The organism is Neisseria sicca 4320, assembly GCF_000193735.1.
Classification (GTDB): Bacteria; Pseudomonadota; Gammaproteobacteria; order Burkholderiales; family Neisseriaceae; genus Neisseria; species Neisseria sicca_E.
Genome location: NZ_AEPF01000053.1, coordinates 1 through 17,839, shown reverse-complemented (window position 1 = coordinate 17,839; position 17,839 = coordinate 1). Strand labels below are relative to the sequence as shown.

The 17,839-nt window shown below is 54.1% G+C and carries 13 protein-coding genes and 2 pseudogenes; 8 read left to right on the top strand and 7 right to left on the bottom strand.

Annotated elements, in window-relative coordinates; genetic code table 11:
* Together NSCA4_RS14570 and NSCA4_RS0105165 are read right to left on the bottom strand one after the other, a co-directional pair.
* Positions 1-150 (bottom strand): annotated as a pseudogene (locus NSCA4_RS14570) (IS5/IS1182 family transposase); the annotation flags it as partial.
* A 69-nt stretch (positions 151-219) separates the two neighbouring features.
* Positions 220-1,356, bottom strand: coding sequence for a polyamine ABC transporter substrate-binding protein (locus tag NSCA4_RS0105165; protein WP_016687144.1), 1,137 nt, complete (start codon positions 1,354-1,356; stop codon positions 220-222).
* Positions 1,357-1,722: 366 nt separating this feature from the next.
* Here NSCA4_RS0105165 and NSCA4_RS0105160 point away from each other — a divergent pair, with 366 nt between their 5' ends.
* The 5 genes from NSCA4_RS0105160 (at position 1,723) to NSCA4_RS0105140 (ending at position 5,120) form a co-directional block, all read left to right on the top strand.
* Positions 1,723-2,310: a DUF1415 domain-containing protein gene (locus tag NSCA4_RS0105160; protein WP_016687143.1), complete on the top strand. Its 588-nt coding sequence runs from the start codon at positions 1,723-1,725 to the stop codon at positions 2,308-2,310.
* Between the two features lie 21 nt (positions 2,311-2,331).
* A complete protein-coding gene (locus tag NSCA4_RS0105155; RefSeq protein WP_016687142.1) occupies positions 2,332-2,691 on the top strand; it encodes a YbaN family protein in 360 nt (119 codons plus the stop codon).
* A gap of 133 nt (positions 2,692-2,824) precedes the next feature.
* On the top strand, positions 2,825-3,445 hold the full coding sequence (locus NSCA4_RS0105150; protein WP_016687141.1) for an L-threonylcarbamoyladenylate synthase: 621 nt from the start codon (positions 2,825-2,827) through the stop codon (positions 3,443-3,445).
* Between the two features lie 190 nt (positions 3,446-3,635).
* Complete coding sequence (locus NSCA4_RS0105145; RefSeq protein ID WP_016687140.1) at positions 3,636-4,448, top strand: hypothetical protein; 813 nt, start codon at positions 3,636-3,638, stop codon at positions 4,446-4,448.
* A 240-nt stretch (positions 4,449-4,688) separates the two neighbouring features.
* Positions 4,689-5,120 carry an EamA family transporter gene (locus tag NSCA4_RS0105140; protein ID WP_016687139.1) on the top strand — a complete coding sequence of 144 codons (432 nt, stop codon included), beginning with the start codon at positions 4,689-4,691 and terminating at the stop codon, positions 5,118-5,120.
* Between the two features lie 92 nt (positions 5,121-5,212).
* On the opposite strand, the gene pgmB is transcribed toward NSCA4_RS0105140, so the two are convergent.
* The 3 genes from pgmB to NSCA4_RS0105125 form a co-directional block, all read right to left on the bottom strand.
* Positions 5,213-5,878: a beta-phosphoglucomutase gene (pgmB, locus tag NSCA4_RS0105135; RefSeq protein ID WP_016687138.1), complete on the bottom strand. Its 666-nt coding sequence runs from the start codon at positions 5,876-5,878 to the stop codon at positions 5,213-5,215.
* 12 nt (positions 5,879-5,890) lie between these two features.
* Positions 5,891-8,149, bottom strand: a complete 2,259-nt coding sequence (locus NSCA4_RS0105130; protein WP_029609542.1) for a glycoside hydrolase family 65 protein — start codon at positions 8,147-8,149, stop codon at positions 5,891-5,893.
* 121 nt (positions 8,150-8,270) lie between these two features.
* Positions 8,271-9,623 (bottom strand): SLC45 family MFS transporter, encoded by a 1,353-nt coding sequence (locus NSCA4_RS0105125; protein ID WP_016687136.1) that lies wholly within the window; start codon positions 9,621-9,623, stop codon positions 8,271-8,273.
* A gap of 559 nt (positions 9,624-10,182) precedes the next feature.
* Between NSCA4_RS0105125 and mgtE the strand changes: the two genes are divergently transcribed.
* Entirely contained in the window at positions 10,183-11,637 is a 1,455-nt protein-coding gene (gene mgtE, locus NSCA4_RS0105120) for a magnesium transporter (RefSeq protein WP_016687135.1), read from the top strand.
* Between the two features lie 399 nt (positions 11,638-12,036).
* Here the strand turns inward: mgtE and ppk1 are convergent, their stop codons facing one another.
* Complete coding sequence (gene ppk1 / locus NSCA4_RS0105115; protein ID WP_016687134.1) at positions 12,037-14,094, bottom strand: polyphosphate kinase 1; 2,058 nt, start codon at positions 14,092-14,094, stop codon at positions 12,037-12,039.
* A 374-nt stretch (positions 14,095-14,468) separates the two neighbouring features.
* The gene (locus NSCA4_RS0105110; RefSeq protein ID WP_016687133.1) at positions 14,469-16,145 is read right to left on the bottom strand and encodes a formate--tetrahydrofolate ligase; all 1,677 of its coding nucleotides are present in this window, start codon (positions 16,143-16,145) and stop codon (positions 14,469-14,471) included.
* A 230-nt stretch (positions 16,146-16,375) separates the two neighbouring features.
* Between NSCA4_RS0105110 and NSCA4_RS12855 the strand changes: the two are divergent.
* Positions 16,376-17,132, top strand: a pseudogene (locus NSCA4_RS12855) (class I SAM-dependent methyltransferase).
* Positions 17,133-17,694: 562 nt separating this feature from the next.
* On the top strand, positions 17,695-17,839 hold a 145-nt coding region (locus NSCA4_RS12850), incomplete at its 3' end, for a DUF8684 domain-containing protein (RefSeq protein ID WP_036538117.1).

Here is a 17,839-nt window from a genome sequence, read left to right as displayed (position 1 = left end):
TCGGTGGTCTCGAAGGTAACGGGTTCTTTGACGATTCAGGTACTGTTCGATCGGCTGCCAATCAATCACCTGATCCAACTTCAATAGCGGGAAGCGGTCGATGTGTTTGGCAATCATGGCTTGTGCAGTTTGTTGGAAGAAGGTGCTCATGAGAAATCCCCTAAATGTCTTGGTGGGAATTTAGGGGATTTTGGGGAATTTTGCAAAGGTCTTAAATCGCTATTTGCCCGCTTTCAGCGATTGCCACAAACGGACGCTCAGGCGGCTTGCATCGGTTGATTTGGGCGATACGATAAAGCTTTTATCCATCAATTCCTTGGTTGGGAAAATAGACGCATCGCCGGTATATTTCCCGTCCATCAATGCGCGTGCAGGGCGGCTGGCTGGGGCATAGGTAACGAAATTGCCGTTTTGCGCCGCGACTTCGGGATCAAGCGTGTGGTTGATGTATTTATGCGCATTGGCGGTGTTTTGGGCATCGCGCGGAATCATCAGGGAATCCACCCAGATACCGACGCCGCTTTTGGGTGCTAAAACTTCGATTTCGACGCCGTTCTTCGCTTCTTGCGCACGTGTTTTAGCAATGTTCAAATCGCCGCCGTAACCGACTGAAACGCAAAGGTTGCCTGCCGCCATGTCGTCAATATAGCCTGACGAAGTGAAGCGTTTGACGTCGGGACGCACTTTTTTCATCATGTTGACGGCAGCTTTGATGTCGTCGGGGTTTTCGGTATTCGGGTCTTTGCCTAAATAATGCAGCGCGAGCGGGATTTGTTCGATGGCGCTGTCAAAATAGCTGATGCCGCAGGATTTCAGCTTTTTGGTGTATTCGGGATTGAACACCAAATCCCATTCGTTTTCAGGCAGTTGATCCGTTCCCAAAGCTTTTTGAACGAGTTTTTTGTTGATGGCGAGCGTGTTGATGCCCCAGAAATAAGGGACGGCGTATTGGTTGCCCGGGTCGACTTTTGCCATCATGGCGAGCAGGTCGGCATCGATGTTGGCGTAGTTCGGGATTTGGCTTTTGTCGATTTTTTGGTACGCGCCGGCTTTGATTTGGCGTCCGACGTTGGCAATAGACGGGGCTACAAGGTCGTAACCGGATTTGCCGGTTAAGAGCTTGGCTTCTAGGGCTTCGTTGCTGTCGTAGTAGTCGTAGCGGACGTGGATGCGCGTATTTTTTTCAAACGCGTTGAGTGTGGCGGGGTCGACGTAGTCCGACCAGTTGTAGATATTAAGCTTGTCGGAGGCGGCGGGAGAGGAAGGTGCGGAAGATTCTGCGGCGGTTTGTTGTCCGCCGCTGCATGCAGTCAAGACGAGGCCGATGAGTGCCGCCGCCATTGAAGTTTTTTTCATGGATACAGTCCTTTTGCGAAAGAGGAAAACATTGCAGCGGTGGCAGTGGGTTATACGAACTGTCCACATACAAAAGGTTAACTGTGGGGGCGGCCGGCATATGCCTCGGGCCCTTGATTCAGCAGGTTCGCATTAAACGGCAAAATCCCTGTCGGCGCAATAGGTTAGACAGGGAAATTTCTTCTTTTTTTCGTTGTTTTCAGCTATGGTTTTCTTCATAAACAAAAAATATTCAGACGACCTGTTACATACTGACCACACATCAATTTTCCCTATCCGCACACCCATGCCCTTTGCCTAAAACCCATGTTATTTGCTATACTTTTTGAGAATTATTTTTAATTAAATTAAATCCAAAATTCCCGCATGACTACCCCCGACTCAGCCACCGTAACCGACCACACCCGCCAATGGCTAGAAAAAGCCGTCATCGGGCTCAACCTCTGCCCCTTCGCCAAAGCGCCGCACGTCAAAAACCTCGTGCGCATCAGCGTCAGCCAAGCCCGCCATCTGGACGGTTTCCTCGAAGACCTAGACCGCGAATTGCAGCTTTTGGGCGACACGCCCGCCGACGGGCTGGAAACCACCCTGCTTGTCCACCCGACCCTGTTCCCCGACTTCGACACCTTCAACCAAATGCTCGACATCGCCGATGCTGCCGTTGTGGACAACGGTTTGGAAGGCATAGTCCAAATTGCCCCGTTTCATCCCGATTTCCAATTTGAAGGCACGGATTCAGACGACATCGGCAACTACACCAACCGCTCGCCCTACCCCACCCTGCACCTCATCCGCGAAGACAGCATCGCCAAAGCCGCACAAGCCTTTCCCGATGCCTCCGCCATTTTCGAGCGCAACATCGCCCTGCTCGAAAAAATGGGACACGAAGGCTGGGACAAGCTCGACATCCCACGCTGCCCGTTTGATCACGGCAAAATCAAAGAATCCGAATAAAACCTACAACAAAACAACAATATGATTCGCTACTTACTCATCTTTTGCGGCGCAGTTTCCTTTCTCTTAGGCATCATCGGCATTTTTCTGCCGATTATGCCCACCACCCCCTTCATCATCCTTGCCGCCGCCTGCTGGGCAAAAGCCTCGCCCCGCTTCCACCGCTGGCTGCACCAACACCGCTATTTCGGTCCTATGGTGCAAAACTGGGAAAACAACGGCGCCGTCCCGCGCAAAGCCAAAATCTTCGCCATCAGCATGATGAGCCTATCTTGCATCTTCATGTTTTGGCGCTTTCCCGAACAATGGTGGATAGGCGCAGCATCCACATTGGGCTGCGGCTGCGTCGCTGTCTGGATGTGGCTGCGTCCCGAAGCCTGATTCGTATCCAAAACACAAAGTCGTCTGAAAACGCGGCTTCCGTTCCGAAACCGTATTTTCAGACGACCTTTTGTCATTTCAAAGCATCGGTTTTAAAATATCGGCAACACAAACTGCCAAAAGGAAAGCCGTCATGGCACAATTCTTCGCCATTCACCCCCACAACCCGCAGGAACGCCTGATCAAACAAGCCGCCGATATCGTCCGCAGCGGCGGGGTCGTCGTGTACCCCACCGACTCCTGCTACGCGCTCGGCTGCAAACTCGGCGACAAAGCCGCGATGGAACGCATCCTCGCCATCCGCAAAATCGACTTGAAACACCACCTGACCCTAATGTGCGCCGATTTGAGCGAATTGGGCACTTACGCCAAAGTCGACAACGCCCAGTTCCGCCAGCTCAAAGCCGCCACCCCGGGCAGCTACACCTTCATCCTGCAAGCGACCAAAGAAGTCCCCAACCGCACGCTGCACCCAAAACGCAAAACCATTGGCCTGCGCGTTCCCGACAACAACATCGCCTTGAGCCTGTTACAGGAATTGGGCGAGCCGCTGCTCAGTTGCACCCTGATGCTGCCTGAAGACGACGAGCCGCTGACCGATCCTTACGAAATCCGCGACCGCCTCGAACACGCCGTCGATTTGGTGATTGACGGCGGCTGGTGCGGCACCGAGCCGACCACCGTCATCGACATGACCGACGGCACAGAACTCATCCGCCAAGGTAAAGGCGACACTGCCCTATTCGGTCTGTAAGCCTAAAAAACCAAAAGGTCGTCTGAAAACCCAAATCCGTTTTCAGACGACCTTTGTATGCCAATTCTTTTGCTGCCACACCACATCTCTCACGTTTTGCAACATGAAACGCTATGTTGCCGGTCATATTCAGATATAATAACGACCTTCAAAAATAATTCCCTCAATAATTACATTACGGAAACAACAAATGGAAAATACCCAAACTCCCCCACGTTGGCGTTTTGCCCTCAAAAACGCAGGCTGGCATCTTGTCGTCAGCCTGATTCTTGCAGGCCTCGCGGCACTTTTGGTCTTCGCTGTCTGGTATCCCTACCCCTATTCAGAACTGACGGGCGGATTGAATTTGTACACACTCGTCGTTTCTGTCGATATTGTCTGCGGCCCCCTTCTGACACTGATTCTCGCCAGCCCAAAGAAAAAACTGCGCGAACGCATTACCGATTTTTCTTTGGTCGGCATCATCCAGCTTGCCGCGCTGGTTTACGGCTTACACAGCGTTTCCTTAGCGCGCCCTGTCGTTGCAGCCTTTGAAAAAGACCGCATCAACATTGTTACCGCCGCTGAAATCGACGAAGCGGATTTAGCAAAAGCCCCTGAAGACATGCGTCAGCTGCCGTGGTTCGGTATCGAACGCGTCGCCCTGCGCGATCCTGCATCCATCGAAGAAGCCAACGAAAGCCTCAGTCTTTCCCTCAAAGGCATAGAACCCAGTATGCGCCCGAATTGGTGGCAGCCCGACAGCCCTGCCGAACGCGCGAAAATCCGCAGTGCGATGAAACCCTTGGTACAACTTGCCATCGCCCGCAACATGAGCGAAGCGGACATCCTCAAAACCGCTTCCGTCAAACAAACCGACAAACCTCTGTTTTTCCTGCCGCTTACCAGCGGGAAAATCAAAAACTGGATTGTCGTCATGGATGAAAACGCCGACTTCCTAGGCTACGCGCCGATTGACGGCTTTATCGATAAAAAGCCCGAATTTAAAGAAAAAGTTATCTGACAGACAATAGGTCGTCTGAAAACAGATTCCGCCCAATAGCGCCGATAAAATTTCAGACCATCCCTCACCGTCAAAATGGCCGAACCCGAAAACAGGGATTCGGCCTTTTCCGTTTAAAACCACCCTATCCGGTGGTATGATGGAAAACATTCTCTCCATCAGATAGATATAATATGGGGACGCCCAATAATATCTCTCCCATCCCCCATAAGGTCGGATTTTGATTCAGAAAGGACAAACATGAGCGGCAACGCATGGCTTTTTTGGGCATTAGCTTCCGCAGGATTTGCCTCGTTGACGGCGATTTTCGCCAAAATGGGCTTACAGGGCATCGATTCGGATTTTGCCACCTTTATCCGCACGCTGGTCATCCTCGCCGCGCTGGTTTTATTCCTGACCTATACCGGCAAATGGCAGGGCGTGAACGGGTTCACAGGAAGAAACTGGACTTTCCTGATTCTCTCCGGTCTCGCCACCGGCGCATCCTGGCTCGCCTACTTCAAAGCCCTGCAACTGGGCAACGCCTCGCAAGTTGCCCCCGTCGATAAATTCAGCTTGGTATTGGTCGCGCTGATGGCGGTGGTCTTTCTGGACGAACGCCCCAGCACGCAGGAATGGATAGGGCTGGGGCTGGTTACGGCGGGCGTATTGACGCTGGCTTTGAAACGCTAGAAATATTTTTCCAATGAGAAAGGTCGTCTGAAAACCAAAATTCTGGTTTTCAGACGACCTTTTTACTTCCTTAACACTTTACCTGACGCGCTTTACCTGCCCGACTGTGCCCACACGTTTTGCAGGTAGGCGTAGGTCAGCTCGGCGGTGCCGGACACCAGCGCGATGTCGCTGCCCAAGTCTTCGGCTTTGCCCACGCCGATGGGTAAGGCGCCGGATGCTTTGATGGCGGCTACTCCTGCTGCTGCGTCTTCAATGCCGATGCAGCGGCGGATGTCTGCGCCCACGCCCTCGGCGGCGGCGAGGAAGATGTCGGGGGCGGGTTTGGAATGCGCGACAGCGGCAGGGTCGGCGACGGCGTCGAAGAAGTGGGTCAGCCCCATGCGTTCCAGCAGGAACGGGCCGTTTTTACTGGCGGACGCGAGGGCGATTTTTTTGCCGTTTGCTTTCAATGCTTCCAGCAGCGGCAAAATGCCGGGATACACGTCTTCGGGTTTGACTGCCTGAATCATCTCCAAGTAGTTGTCGTTTTTGCGGCGGGTCAGTTCGGCGAACTCGGCTTCGCCGACGGTTTTGCCGCCGTGCGCGAGGATGCGTTTGAGCGAATCGTCGCGCGACACGCCTTTGAGCTGCTCGTTAAACTTGCGGTCGATACTGATGCCCAGTTCTTCGGCAAGCTTTTTCCATGCGCGGTAGTGGTATTCGGCAGTGTCGGTGATGACGCCGTCGAGGTCAAAAAGGACTGCGGTGAAAGTCATTTTGCATCCTCCTTATTTGTTTAACGCAACGGTGTGGCTGCCGTCGAGTGTGATGTCTTTGCCGTACACCTGCAATTCGAGCGGCTCGCCTTTGAGCAGGGTGAAGACGACGTTTTCTTTGCCGACGGCGACTTTAATCAGACGGCCGCGGTAGTTGATGTGGAAGGCGTAGCCTGTCCACGCACTCGGCAGGAACGGTGCGAAGCTGAGTTTGCCGCCCCAGGTTTTCATTTGGGCGAAACCTTGGACGATGGCGAGCCACGAGCCGGTCATGGAGGTGATGTGCAGGCCGTCTTCGGTGTCGTTGTTGTAGTTGTCCAAGTCCAGGCGGGCGGTGCGCTGGTACATTTCCACGGCTTTTTCTTCTTTGCCCAGTTCGGCGGCGAGGATGGCGTGGATACACGGCGACAACGAGCTTTCGTGCACGGTCATCGGTTCGTAGAAGTCGAAGTTGCGGCGTTTTTCGTCCATATTGAAACGGTCGCCGAAGAAGTAGATGCCTTGCAACACGTCCGCCTGTTTGATGAAGGGCGAACGCAGGATTTTGTCCCACGACCATTTCTGGTTGAGCGGCAAATCGTCGGGCGAAAGCGCGGACACGGGGCGGATGTCTTTGTCGAGGAAGCCGTCGTGTTGGACGAATACGCCGAGTTCTTCGTCATGCGGACGGTACATATTCGCGCTGATGTCCGCCCATTTTTCCAACTCGGCGGCACTCACGTTCAAATCCGGACGCGGGTATTTCGCCAAGGCTTCGCGGGTGTAGTCCAATACCCATGCGGCGAGGGTGTTGGTGTACCAGTTGTTGTTGATGTTGTTTTCGTATTCGTTCGGGCCGGTTACGCCGTGAATCATGTATTTTCCGTTGCGTTTGGAGAAGTGGACGCGGTCAGCCCAGAAGCGGGACACTTCGACCAAGACTTCCAAGCCTTCTTTGGCAAGATAGCTTTCATCGCCGGTGTAGTTGGTGTAGTTGTAGATGGCGTAAGGAATCGCGCCGTTGCGGTGGATTTCCTCGAAGGTGATTTCCCATTCGTTGTGGCACTCGATGCCCGTAAACGTCACCATCGGATAGAGTGCGCCCGCCAAGCCCTGTTCGCGCGCGTTGTGTTGCGCCTGCGGCAGTTGGTTGCGGCGGTATTGCAGCAGGTTGCGGGTAACTTCGGGTTCCGCCAGTGCGAGGTAGAGCGGCACGGCGTAGGCTTCGGTGTCCCAATAGGTCGCGCCGCCGTATTTTTCGCCGGTAAAGCCTTTGGGGCCGATGTTCAGGCGCGCGTCTTCGCCGTAGTAGGTGGAGAACAGTTGGAACAGGTTGAAGCGGATGCCCTGCTGCGCTTCGTCGCTGCCTTCGATGACCACGTCGGCGATTTCCCAACGGTGCAGCCAGCCTGCTTTGTGCGCGTCCAGCAAGGTTTCAAACGCAAAGCCTGCGATTTTTTCCGACAAGGCGCGGCCTGCGGCTTTCACCGCTTCCAAGCCTTGATAATCGCGACTGGTGGTAACAATCACGCGTTTTTCAAAGGTTTCGGGCGTACCGCCGACTTCGGCTTCAAAAGAATTAGAGACCTGCCAGTCGGTTTGGCTGCCGCCGAGGGCTTTGAAGCTGCCGGCGAAGGTTTGCTCGGCGTTGACGATGAATTGTTCCACGCCGAAGGGATTGGCGACGGTTTGGGTGGCAATGTAGGAGCGGTCGTCTGAAACACCTTTGTCCAATACCTGCCAGAATTTTTCTTCGTAGTTGGAGTCTTCGTTTTTCACGTCGGCGTCGATGATGGAATCGATGCGGACTTGGTGGGTTTTGCCGTCAACGGATACGGCTTCCCAGCGGATGAGAGCCAGTTCTTTTTGCGCGACGGATAGGAATTTGCACACATCGAAACGCACGCCGAATACGGTGAACGAGCGGCGCAACACGCCGTGCTGCATATCGAGTTCGACGGAGAAGCCGGCAACGTCGTTTTTCGCCAAGTCCACTTCCTGCCCATCGACAAAGATTTTGACTTTGCTGAAATTGAGCGCGTTGATGGCTTTGCCGAAATATTTGGGGTAGCCGTTTTTCCACCAGCCGACGCGGGTTTTGTCGGGGAACCACACGCCGGCGATGTAGGTGCCCAAGTGGCTGTCGGCGGAATAGGTTTCCTCAAAGCTGCCGCGCATACCCATATAGCCGTTGCCCAAGCTGGTCAGGCTCTCTTGCAGCCGTTTGTGTTCTTTTTCCAGTTTTGCCGAACGCAGCGTCCAAGGGCTGATTTCCATGATTCTTGTGTACATCGTAAAGCTCCTGTTTTGATGGTTTTATGGCAAACCGTTTTGAAATACGGTTTGTCTTATTCAATCGGATAAAGCGTCGGCAGAAGTTTCAGACGACCCTCCTGCCGATAAATGAAGAAAATTATGCGCCGCCGTGTGTTTCTTTAATCAGGAACACGGAAAACGCGCCCAGCAGCAGGACGACACCCCCTACCAAGAACATATTGGCCTGCAAACCGCCCATCATCGGGAACAATATGAAACTCAACAGCGAAGCGACGATTTGGGGCATACAGATGGAGCCGTTAAACAAGCCCAAGTAAGTGCCCATATGTTTGCCCGACAAGGCGTTGGTCACAATCGTCAGCGGATAAGTGATGATGCCCGCCCAAGCAATACCAATTAAGATGTAAGACAACACCAGCGCGTATTGGTTGCTGATGAAGAATACGGAGAAAAAGCCGAGCGCGCCCAAAGCCAGGCAGCTGAAATAACCCGCCTTATGGTATCGGTTGGGGATTTTCGCCAATACAAACGAACAAATCACCGCTGCAACCGACTGCACCGCCGCCAATACACCGTACCAGTTGCCCGCTTCCTGATAGCCTACGGAAGACGCATCGGTCGTATGCCAGACGTTTTCCGCAATCGCGCCTGCGGAATAAGTCCACATATATTGGAAGGCGAACCAGCAGAAAAACTGCACCAGAGTAACCGTCCAAAACGCTTTAGGCGCGGTTTTCAAGAGTTCGATCCAGTTGGTCTTTTCCTGATTCGCCGCCACGTCGATGCCGTGGTAGCGCGCGTAGGTTTCCGGATCGTATTCCTTCACTTTGAAAATCGTGAACGCGCTGGTAATCACCAGCAACGCCGCACCCACATAAAACGCCACGACCACGGTCTGCGGCACGACGCCTTTCTCGGCAGTGTTCGCCAAACCGATATACGCGAACACAAACGGCAGAATCGCCGCCACAACCGCACCCGTATTCGCCAAGAAGCTCTGAATCCCGTAGGCGTAGCCCTTCTGCTCCTCGTTGACCATGTCGCCGACCATCATCTTAAACGGCTGCATCGCCATATTCGACGACACGTCCAACAGCGCAATCATCAGCGCGCCGAACGACAAGGCCGCCAGCGACGCATAGCCGAAGCCGAAGCTGCCCGAGTTCGGCATCAAAATCATCACAATGACCGCAATCAGCGTGCCGTAAAGCAAATACGGCAGACGGCGGCCGCCCAAGCGCGGATTCCAAGTGCGGTCTGAATAATGACCGACAATCGGCTGCACCAGCATCCCCGCCAACGGCGGCAGGATAAAGAACCAGCCGAGGCTGTGCGGGTCGGCGCCGAGCGTCTGGAAGATGCGGCTCATCTGCGAGCTTTGCAGGGTAAAGGCCGTCTGAACGCCGAGAAAACCGAAACTGAGCATCCAAATCGTGCTTTTCGGCAGAGAGGGCAAGCCCTGCCGTGTTGTTTGCGTATTGTCCGACATGAGGTAGTCCTTTCGTTTTTTGTAAAGAAGTAGATAAATTTTTTAAATATTGACCTGAAACCGTGTTAATCGTTCAACTGACCTTACGTTAGTCGGGAATTCGAGAAATAAAAGAAGGGTCGTCTGAAAGCGTAATACCGATAAACATAGGAAAAAGCCATCTTGACCGTACGTAAAATTCCACCCATTCTATCCACGACGGCTGCAAATAGACAACTGTTGCACACCCCAAATCTGTCTTACATCAAACAGAATAGCAAGCTTTCTTTTCCCCTATTTACAGAACACATGTCCTGCCTTTGCCCGAAAAAGAGCAAAATCCCACAGGCAGTTTTCAGACGGCCTTTTTCAATACACCGTTTAAAACACCGTTTAAAATAGTAAACCGACTTAAAACAGGGTAAAATACACTCCGTTTCCAACACGACGCCTGAATCAGCAGGCTTTTTTTATGGACCTTCCCAGTTCGTTTTTACTGAACTTCCCTTCCGGCTTATCCCGAAATACACGATAACCATCCCGCCGAAATGCCCTCCCGCATGCGGCGGGCGGAGCATTTATGAGCATCGAACAAACCCCTCCGAACCTTGAAAACGACGGTATCGAAAGCGACGTAGAGCGCGTTTCCGCCGATTTCGACCGTATCCACGCGCTGTGCGAAATCCTCTCGCCCGCCTTCCCGCAAATTGAGGAAGGTGTGCCGATTGAAGATGAGACGCTGCGCGACAAATTCACCGAGCTGACCGTCCTTTTGAACGAGCTGCACCCTGCCGACGTGGCGGCAGTGTTGGAGTCGTTGCCGCCGCGCGAACGTAATGTCGTTTGGCTGTTGGTTACGCCCGAAGACGACGGCGAAGTGTTGCTGGAAGTCTCCGACGCGGTGCGCGAAACGCTGATCGAGTCGATGGACAAAGACGAGCTGTTGGCGGCGGTCGATGATTTGGATGCGGACGAGCTGGCGGAGCTGGCGGGCGATCTGCCGCACCAAGTGGTCTATGAAGCCTTGCAGACGCGCGATGAAGAAGAGCGCGCCCAAGTCAAAGCAGCGATGTCGTATGAAGACAACCAAGTCGGTGCGATTATGGACTTCGAATTGGTCAGCATCCGCGCCGATGTTGCCTGCGAAGTGGTGCTGCGTTACCTACGCCGTTTCGAGAGCCTGCCCGACCATACCGACAAGATTTTCGTGGTCGATGAAAACGACATCCTGCAAGGCGTGCTGCCCATCCGCAAACTTTTGGTTGCCGATCCCGAAGACTTGGTGGCGGACGTGATGGCGACCGAAGTCGTGCGCTTCCGTCCCGAAGACGACGTGGAAGAGGCGGCGCAGGCGTTCGAACGCTATGACTTGGTCACCGCGCCCGTCGTTGATGAAAACAAAAAGCTCATCGGCAGGATTACCATCGACGAGATGGTGGACGTTATCCGTGAAGAATCGGAAGCGGATATGTTGAACATGGCGGGTTTGCAGGAAGAGGAAGATTTGTTTGCGCCCGTGTGGGATTCGGTAAAAAACCGCTGGATGTGGCTTGCCGTCAACCTCTGCACCGCCTTCCTCGCCAGCCGCGTCATCGGCGCGTTTGAAGGCAGTATCGAGAAAATCGTCGCACTCGCCGCGCTGATGCCCATCGTCGCCGGTATCGGCGGCAACTCCGGCAACCAAACCATCACCATGATTGTCCGCGCGATGGCGATGGGGCAGTTGACAGGGATGCAGGCGGGACGTTTGTTGAAAAAAGAAGTCGGCGTCGCCTTGGTCAACGGCATTATCTGGGGAACGGTCATGGGCGTCGTGTCATGGCTGCTGTACGGCAGCATCGGCATCGGCTTGGTGATGGTCGCCGCGATGACGATGAATCTCTTACTCGCCGCCACAGTCGGCGTACTCATCCCCGTCATCATGGAAAAATACGGTCGCGACCCCGCCTTGGGCAGCTCGGTGCTGATTACGGCGGTAACGGATTCCGGCGGCTTTCTGATTTTCTTGGGACTGGCAACGATATTCTTACTGTAAGATCGTCTGAAAAACGGATGGAAAAGATAAAAGGTCGTCTGAAACCATGTGATATAGGTTTCAGACGACCTTTTTAAATTTTTATGGCTGAAGAAACGTGAATCCGAGATAGGCAAACAACTTCTTCATGAAATACACAAACTTTCCTTGATGGACAAATCCAACGCGGCGGCGGGTAGGGCGTTGCGATGCCTGCTGCATTGTAGCGTGGGCTTTGCCCACGGGATTGATGGTTTGGTTTCCGAGTCGTGAGATATATGGCGTTGTTTTTTTTCGCGGGCGAAGCCCACGCTACGCTGCCCTACCCCACTATTACTTTCACGTCATCTAAAAACAGGTTACAAAGATAAAAGGTCGTCTGAAATCAATCTTTCAGACGACCTTTTGTGTTGCCGCGCTTTATCTGCCGTACATTTCCCACAAGCTTTCTTGCAGGCTGAATGCGGGTTCGCCGTTTTCGGGTTGGGCGCGGGTGTAGCTGCCGTCGGGCTGCATCAGCCATGCGCGGGTGTTGTCTTGCAGCGCCATTTCGATGCCTTCGTGGATGACGCGGGCTTTGAGTTCGGGCGTGGTGATGGGGGTGGCGACTTCGATGCGGCGGAAGAAGTTGCGCCCCATCCAGTCTGCGCTGGAGATGAAGGTGTCGTCTGCGCCGTTGTTGTGGAAGCAGTACACGCGGGAGTGTTCGAGCTGTCTGCCGATAAGGGAGCGGACACGGATGTTTTCGGACAGACCTTTGACACCGGGGCGCAGGGTACACATGCCGCGCACGATAAGGTCGATTTGTACGCCTGCGCTGCTGGCGCGGTAGAGGGCGTCGATGACGCTCGGCTCAATCAGCGAATTCATTTTGGCGCGGATGCGGGCGGGTTTGCCTGCTTTGGCGTGTTGGATTTCGCGCTCGATGCGGTCGATGACCATTTTGTGCAGGGTGAACGGGCTTTGGTAGAGCTTGTTCAGACGACCCGGTTTGCCCAAGCCTGTGATTTCCATAAAAATGGTATTTACGTCGGCGGTGATTTGGTCGTCGGCGGTGATGATGCCGAAGTCGGTGTAGATGCGCGATGTGCCTTGGTGGTAGTTGCCGGTGCCGAGGTGGGCGTAGCGTTTGAGCGCGCCGTTTTCGCGGCGGATGACGAGTGCCATTTTGGCGTGGATTTTGTAGCCGAATACGCCGTAAACGACGTGTGCGCCTGCGTTTTCAAGCTGTTGCGCCCAGTTGACGTTGTTGGCTTCGTCAAAACGCGCCATGAGTTCGACGACGACGGTTACTTGTTTGCCGGCAAGGGCGGCTTTCATCAGGGCGCGGACGAGTTCGGAATTGCTGCCTGTGCGGTAGATGGTCATTTTGACGGCAAGGACGGCCGGGTCGGCGGCAGCTTCGCGTATCATTTCAACGACGGGATCGAAGGACTGATACGGATGATGCAGCAGGATCGGGGACTGTTTCGCCAGTTTGAAAATAGAGCCTGTCTTGCGCAGCGCTTTCAGACGACCTGCCACGCGCGGCGGAAATTTGAGGTCCGGGCGGTCAACCAAATCGGGCACGGCATTGAGGCGCACGAGGTTGACCGGGCCTTTGACTTGGTAAAGCTCGGCGGGGGTCAGTTTGAACTGGGCGAGCAGGAAGTCGTGGATGTGGGGCGGGCAGGTGTCGGCGACTTCGAGGCGAACGCCGTCGCCGTATTCGCGATCGCGCAATTCGTTTTGAACCGCGGCACGCAGGTTTTTGAGATCTTCTTCATCAACCGTCAGGTCGCTGTCGCGGGTGAGTCGGAACTGGTGGCTGTCTTTGACCGTCATGCCGGGGAAGAGCTTGCCGACATGGGCGTGCAGAATGGAGGAAAGGAAGACGAAGCCGCTGCCGCCTTCACACAACTCGGCAGGCAGAGGAACGACGCGCGGCAGGATGCGCGGTGCCTGCACAATCGCCATACCGGAAGGGCGGCCGAATGCGTCCGTACCTTCAAGCTCTACGGCGAAATTGAGCGATTTGTTCAGCGGGCGCGGGAAGGGGTGCGACGGGTCGAGTCCGATGGGGGTGAGGATGGGCAGCAGTTCGGCGTCGAAATACTGCTCAATCCATTTTTGCTGCCCTTGCGTCCAGTTGCGGCGGCGGTAGAAGTGGATGCCTTCTTTACTCAATTCGGGCTGCAAAACTTCGTTGAACAGGCGGTATTGTTCCTGTATCAATGCTTGTGCCTCGGCGGAGACGGCGGCAATGGTTTCAGACGGCGTGGTGCCGTTGTCCAAACGCTCGTGCGGATTTATTTTTTGCGTACGTTTGAGCCACGCCATGCGTACCTCGAAAAACTCGTCGAGGTTGGAAGACACGATGCACAAAAACCGCAGACGTTCCAAAAGTGGCACGTTTTCATCCTGCACCTGCGCCAGAACGCGGCGATTGAAAGCGAGCAGGCTCAGTTCGCGGCAAAGGATGCGGTTTTGTTCGGGCATGGTGTTCTCCTGAAGCGGGTTGGGCAGATAGTTAATTCGGAAGTATAACGTGTTTCGGACAAACGGTGCAGTGGTTCGGGACAGGCGGGCATTTGGCTGCGTATAAGGTCGTCTGAAAAGGCAGATTCACTATAAAAACAAACGCTTTTACAAAAGCAGGATTAAGATGAAAACCATAAAAATAGTCGTCTGAAAATGAATGTGCGAGTTTGCTTTATCGTTTCAGACGACCTTTTCATCAGAGGAAGATTCGCGGGCGAAGCCCTCCCTAAGGGTTGTCTCGGTTGAGTTTAAACCACTCCAAATAATAAAAGGTCGTCTGAAAACCGTTTTCAGACGACCTTTTCGCTGTTTTACTTCACATCCGATTCAAATCAGAACAAGCCGTGGATCACGCCGTCTGCGTCCACGTCGATTTTCTCGGCGGCGGGGACTTTGGGCAGGCCGGGCATTTTCATCATGTTGCCGCACAGGGCGACGATGAAGCCTGCGCCGGCGGAAACGGTGATGCCGCGCACGGTGATGCGGAAGCCTTCGGGGCAGCCCAAAAGTTTGGCGTTGTCGCTCAGGGAATATTGGGTTTTCGCCATGCAGACGGGCATTTTGTCCAAGCCCAGTTTTTCCAGCGAGGCGATTTCGGCGGCGGCTTCCGCGCTGAAATCGACGTCTTCCGCCCCGTACACTTTTTGGGCGATGGCGCGGATTTTGTCTTTGATGCTCAACTCAACATCGTAGGCAAAGCCGAAGTTATTCGGTTGGTTGTCGATGGCGTTGACGACTTTGCACGCCAAATCCGCGCCGCCCGCGCCGCCTTTGCCCCACACTTCGGTCAGTGAAACTTCGACGCCGTGTTCGGCGCAGGCTTTTTCAATCATTGCCAACTCGGCATCGGAGTCGGACACGAAGCGGTTGATGGCGACGACGACGGGCAGGCCGAATACGTTTTTCAGGTTGGAAATGTGTTTCAGCAGGTTGGGCAGGCCTTTTGCCAAGGCTTCGAGGTTTTCTTCGCCGAGGTTGGCGCGTTCTACGCCGCCGTTGTATTTCAAGGCGCGGACGGTGGCGACGACGACGGCTGCGTCGGGTTTCAAACCGGCAAGGCGGCATTTGATGTCGCAGAATTTTTCCGCGCCCAAATCCGCGCCGAAGCCTGCTTCGGTTACGGCGTAATCGGCAAGGTGTTTCGCCAATCGGGTGGCGGTAACGGAGTTGCAGCCGTGGGCGATGTTGGCGAACGGGCCGCCGTGTACGAAGGCAGGCGTGCCTTCGATGGTTTGCACCAAGTTGGGCTTGATGGCGTCTTTGAGCAATGCCGCCATCGCGCCGTGGGCTTTCAAATCTTTGGCGTAAACAGGGCTGCCGTCTTTGGCGTAGGCGACGAGGATGTTGCCCAAACGTTCTTTCAAATCGCTGATGTCTTTGGCAAGGCAGAATACCGCCATGACTTCGGAGGCGACTGTGATGTCGAAGCCGTCGGGACGAATCACGCCGTCAACGGGTTTGCCCATGCCGTCGATGATGTTGCGCAACTGGCGGTCGTTCATATCGACCACGCGCCGCCACAGCACGCGTTTGGGGTCGATGTTCAACTCGTTGCCTTGGTAGATGTGGTTGTCGAGCATAGCGGCCAAGAGGTTGTTCGCCGCGCCGATGGCGTGGAAGTCGCCGGTGAAGTGCAGGTTGATGTCTTCCATCGGCAAGACTTGGGCATAGCCGCCGCCCGCCGCGCCGCCTTTAACGCCGAACACAGGCCCCAAAGAAGGCTCGCGCAGGGCGATAACAGAATCTTTGCCAATGTGGCGCAATGCGTCCGCCAAACCGATGGTCACGGTGGTTTTGCCTTCGCCCGCCGGAGTCGGGTTGATGGCGGTAACCAAAATCAGACGGCCTTGTTTTTGCGGCAGTTTGAACGCTTCGGCAGGATTGATTTTGGCTTTGTAATGGCCGTAGGGTTCGATATTGTCAACGTTCAAACCCAGCTTGGCGGCAATTTCGCCAATCGGACGCATGGTGGAGGATTGGGCGATTTCGGCATCGGTTTTGAAGCTCATGATTTTCCTTTACTGAATGGAGAAGAAAAAGAGGAGGGTCGTCTGAAAGCCCATCGGAAAGACAAACGCTGATGGATTCAAAAGAATATTAGGCATATTATAGCGTTATCTGAGAATGAATCGCAGTGAAAAATTCGATAATTCAACAAAAATACGGTTCATATTGTTGACAATCCATAATCCAAGGTCGTCTGAAAATGTCTGCCCCAAAAGATTTGCATACCCACGCCATACCCGCCGTCTGTTTCTCCGACACCGCCACCGAACACGTCCGCCTTTTAGTGCAGCAATTCAAACTCCCTACCCTGACCTGCCCGCCCGACAGCGGCGAATACCTGTTTGCCGATGCGGAGGGCGTCAGCTTGTGCCGCGCGGAGGAGAAGGGGCGCGTCCGCGTCGATTTCGGCGGTGGTGCAGCCCAATACCGGCGTACCAAAGGCGGCGGCGAACTGATTGCCAAAGCGGTGAACCATACGGCCAAACCGACCGTTTGGGACTGTACCGGCGGACTCGGGCGCGACAGCTTCGTCCTCGCTTCGCTCGGTTTGAACGTCCAAACCTTCGAGCAGCATCCCGCCGTCGCCTGCCTGCTCGCCGACGGCCTCGAACGCGCGCTGCAAGAGCCTGAAATTCAAGACATCGCCCGCCGCATTACTTTTCATTATGGCAACGCCGTCGAGTTGATGCGGGAACTCGCCGCCCAATCGCGCCCCGATATCGTGTACCTCGACCCCATGTACCCCGAACGCCAAAAAATCCGCCGCCGTCAAAAAAGAAATGGCGTATTTCCACAGCGTCGTCGGTGCCGCCCCAAAAGAAGCCGAGCTGCTTGCCGCCGCCCGCGCCGTTGCGAAAAAACGAGTCGTCGTCAAACGCCCGCGCCTCGGCGAGTTTCTCAACGGCGAAAAACCCGCCTACCAATACACAGGCAAAAGCACCCGCTTCGATGTGTACTTGCCCGATCATCCGGTTAAAGACGGGGAATAATTCAAAATGCAAAGGTCGTCTGAAAATCAGTTTTCAGACGACCTTTACCACCGCGCCCATAAATCTCTTGCAAACCAAACTGTCGCCATTCATTTCCGCATAAGCCAAAAACCAGAAGATCAGTTAGGTTATCACCCAATCCGCTCCTCCCCTTCGATAAGAAATTCTCCTCCTTAAATCCCCATTAATATCAGAAGGTCGTCTGAAAGCAGGCAAAATGGTTTATCGGCATCCCGGCCTGAATTTTCAGACGACCTTTTCCCTTCATAAACCAACAAACTAGAATAAACACTCGTTAGGAAAACGTACATTTTGACGAAATCTCCGAATCTGCCCGTTTCGTTCAAAAACCGCCTTTTTTCAAGATTTTGCTAGACATTTGTCGGCAAGTTCGGGAAAATAGTCAAATTCATTTACGGGGTTTCTGTTCCTGAGAATGCCCCTTTATGCAACAAAATACTGTCCGGTTTGCGCCGTTGCCGCAGGCCGGTTGTTTTCTGAAATATCCCGCAACAAACACGGCCGCTTCACAACATTTTGGCCGTATCGTAAAGGAACGAAAATGGATTTGCGCAAGTTAAAAAAACTGATTGATTTAGTAGAAGAATCAGGTATCGCCGAAATCGAAGTGACCGAAGGCGAGGAAAAAGTCCGCATCACCCGCGCCACCGCCTCTCAGGCTCCCGTTTATGCCGCGCCCGCCCATG

What these genes read in the sequence shown, in the direction of transcription:
- NSCA4_RS0105165 (WP_016687144.1), bottom strand. Translation starts at nt 1,356, where the DNA reads ATGAAAAAAACTTCAATGGCGGCGGCACTCATCGGCCTCGTCTTGACT.
- NSCA4_RS0105160 (WP_016687143.1), top strand. Translation starts at nt 1,723, where the DNA reads ATGACTACCCCCGACTCAGCCACCGTAACCGACCACACCCGCCAATGG.
- NSCA4_RS0105155 (WP_016687142.1), top strand. Translation starts at nt 2,332, where the DNA reads ATGATTCGCTACTTACTCATCTTTTGCGGCGCAGTTTCCTTTCTCTTA.
- NSCA4_RS0105150 (WP_016687141.1), top strand. Translation starts at nt 2,825, where the DNA reads ATGGCACAATTCTTCGCCATTCACCCCCACAACCCGCAGGAACGCCTG.
- NSCA4_RS0105145 (WP_016687140.1), top strand. Translation starts at nt 3,636, where the DNA reads ATGGAAAATACCCAAACTCCCCCACGTTGGCGTTTTGCCCTCAAAAAC.
- NSCA4_RS0105140 (WP_016687139.1), top strand. Translation starts at nt 4,689, where the DNA reads ATGAGCGGCAACGCATGGCTTTTTTGGGCATTAGCTTCCGCAGGATTT.
- pgmB (WP_016687138.1), bottom strand. Translation starts at nt 5,878, where the DNA reads ATGACTTTCACCGCAGTCCTTTTTGACCTCGACGGCGTCATCACCGAC.
- NSCA4_RS0105130 (WP_029609542.1), bottom strand. Translation starts at nt 8,149, where the DNA reads ATGTACACAAGAATCATGGAAATCAGCCCTTGGACGCTGCGTTCGGCA.
- NSCA4_RS0105125 (WP_016687136.1), bottom strand. Translation starts at nt 9,623, where the DNA reads ATGTCGGACAATACGCAAACAACACGGCAGGGCTTGCCCTCTCTGCCG.
- mgtE (WP_016687135.1), top strand. Translation starts at nt 10,183, where the DNA reads ATGAGCATCGAACAAACCCCTCCGAACCTTGAAAACGACGGTATCGAA.
- ppk1 (WP_016687134.1), bottom strand. Translation starts at nt 14,094, where the DNA reads ATGCCCGAACAAAACCGCATCCTTTGCCGCGAACTGAGCCTGCTCGCT.
- NSCA4_RS0105110 (WP_016687133.1), bottom strand. Translation starts at nt 16,145, where the DNA reads ATGAGCTTCAAAACCGATGCCGAAATCGCCCAATCCTCCACCATGCGT.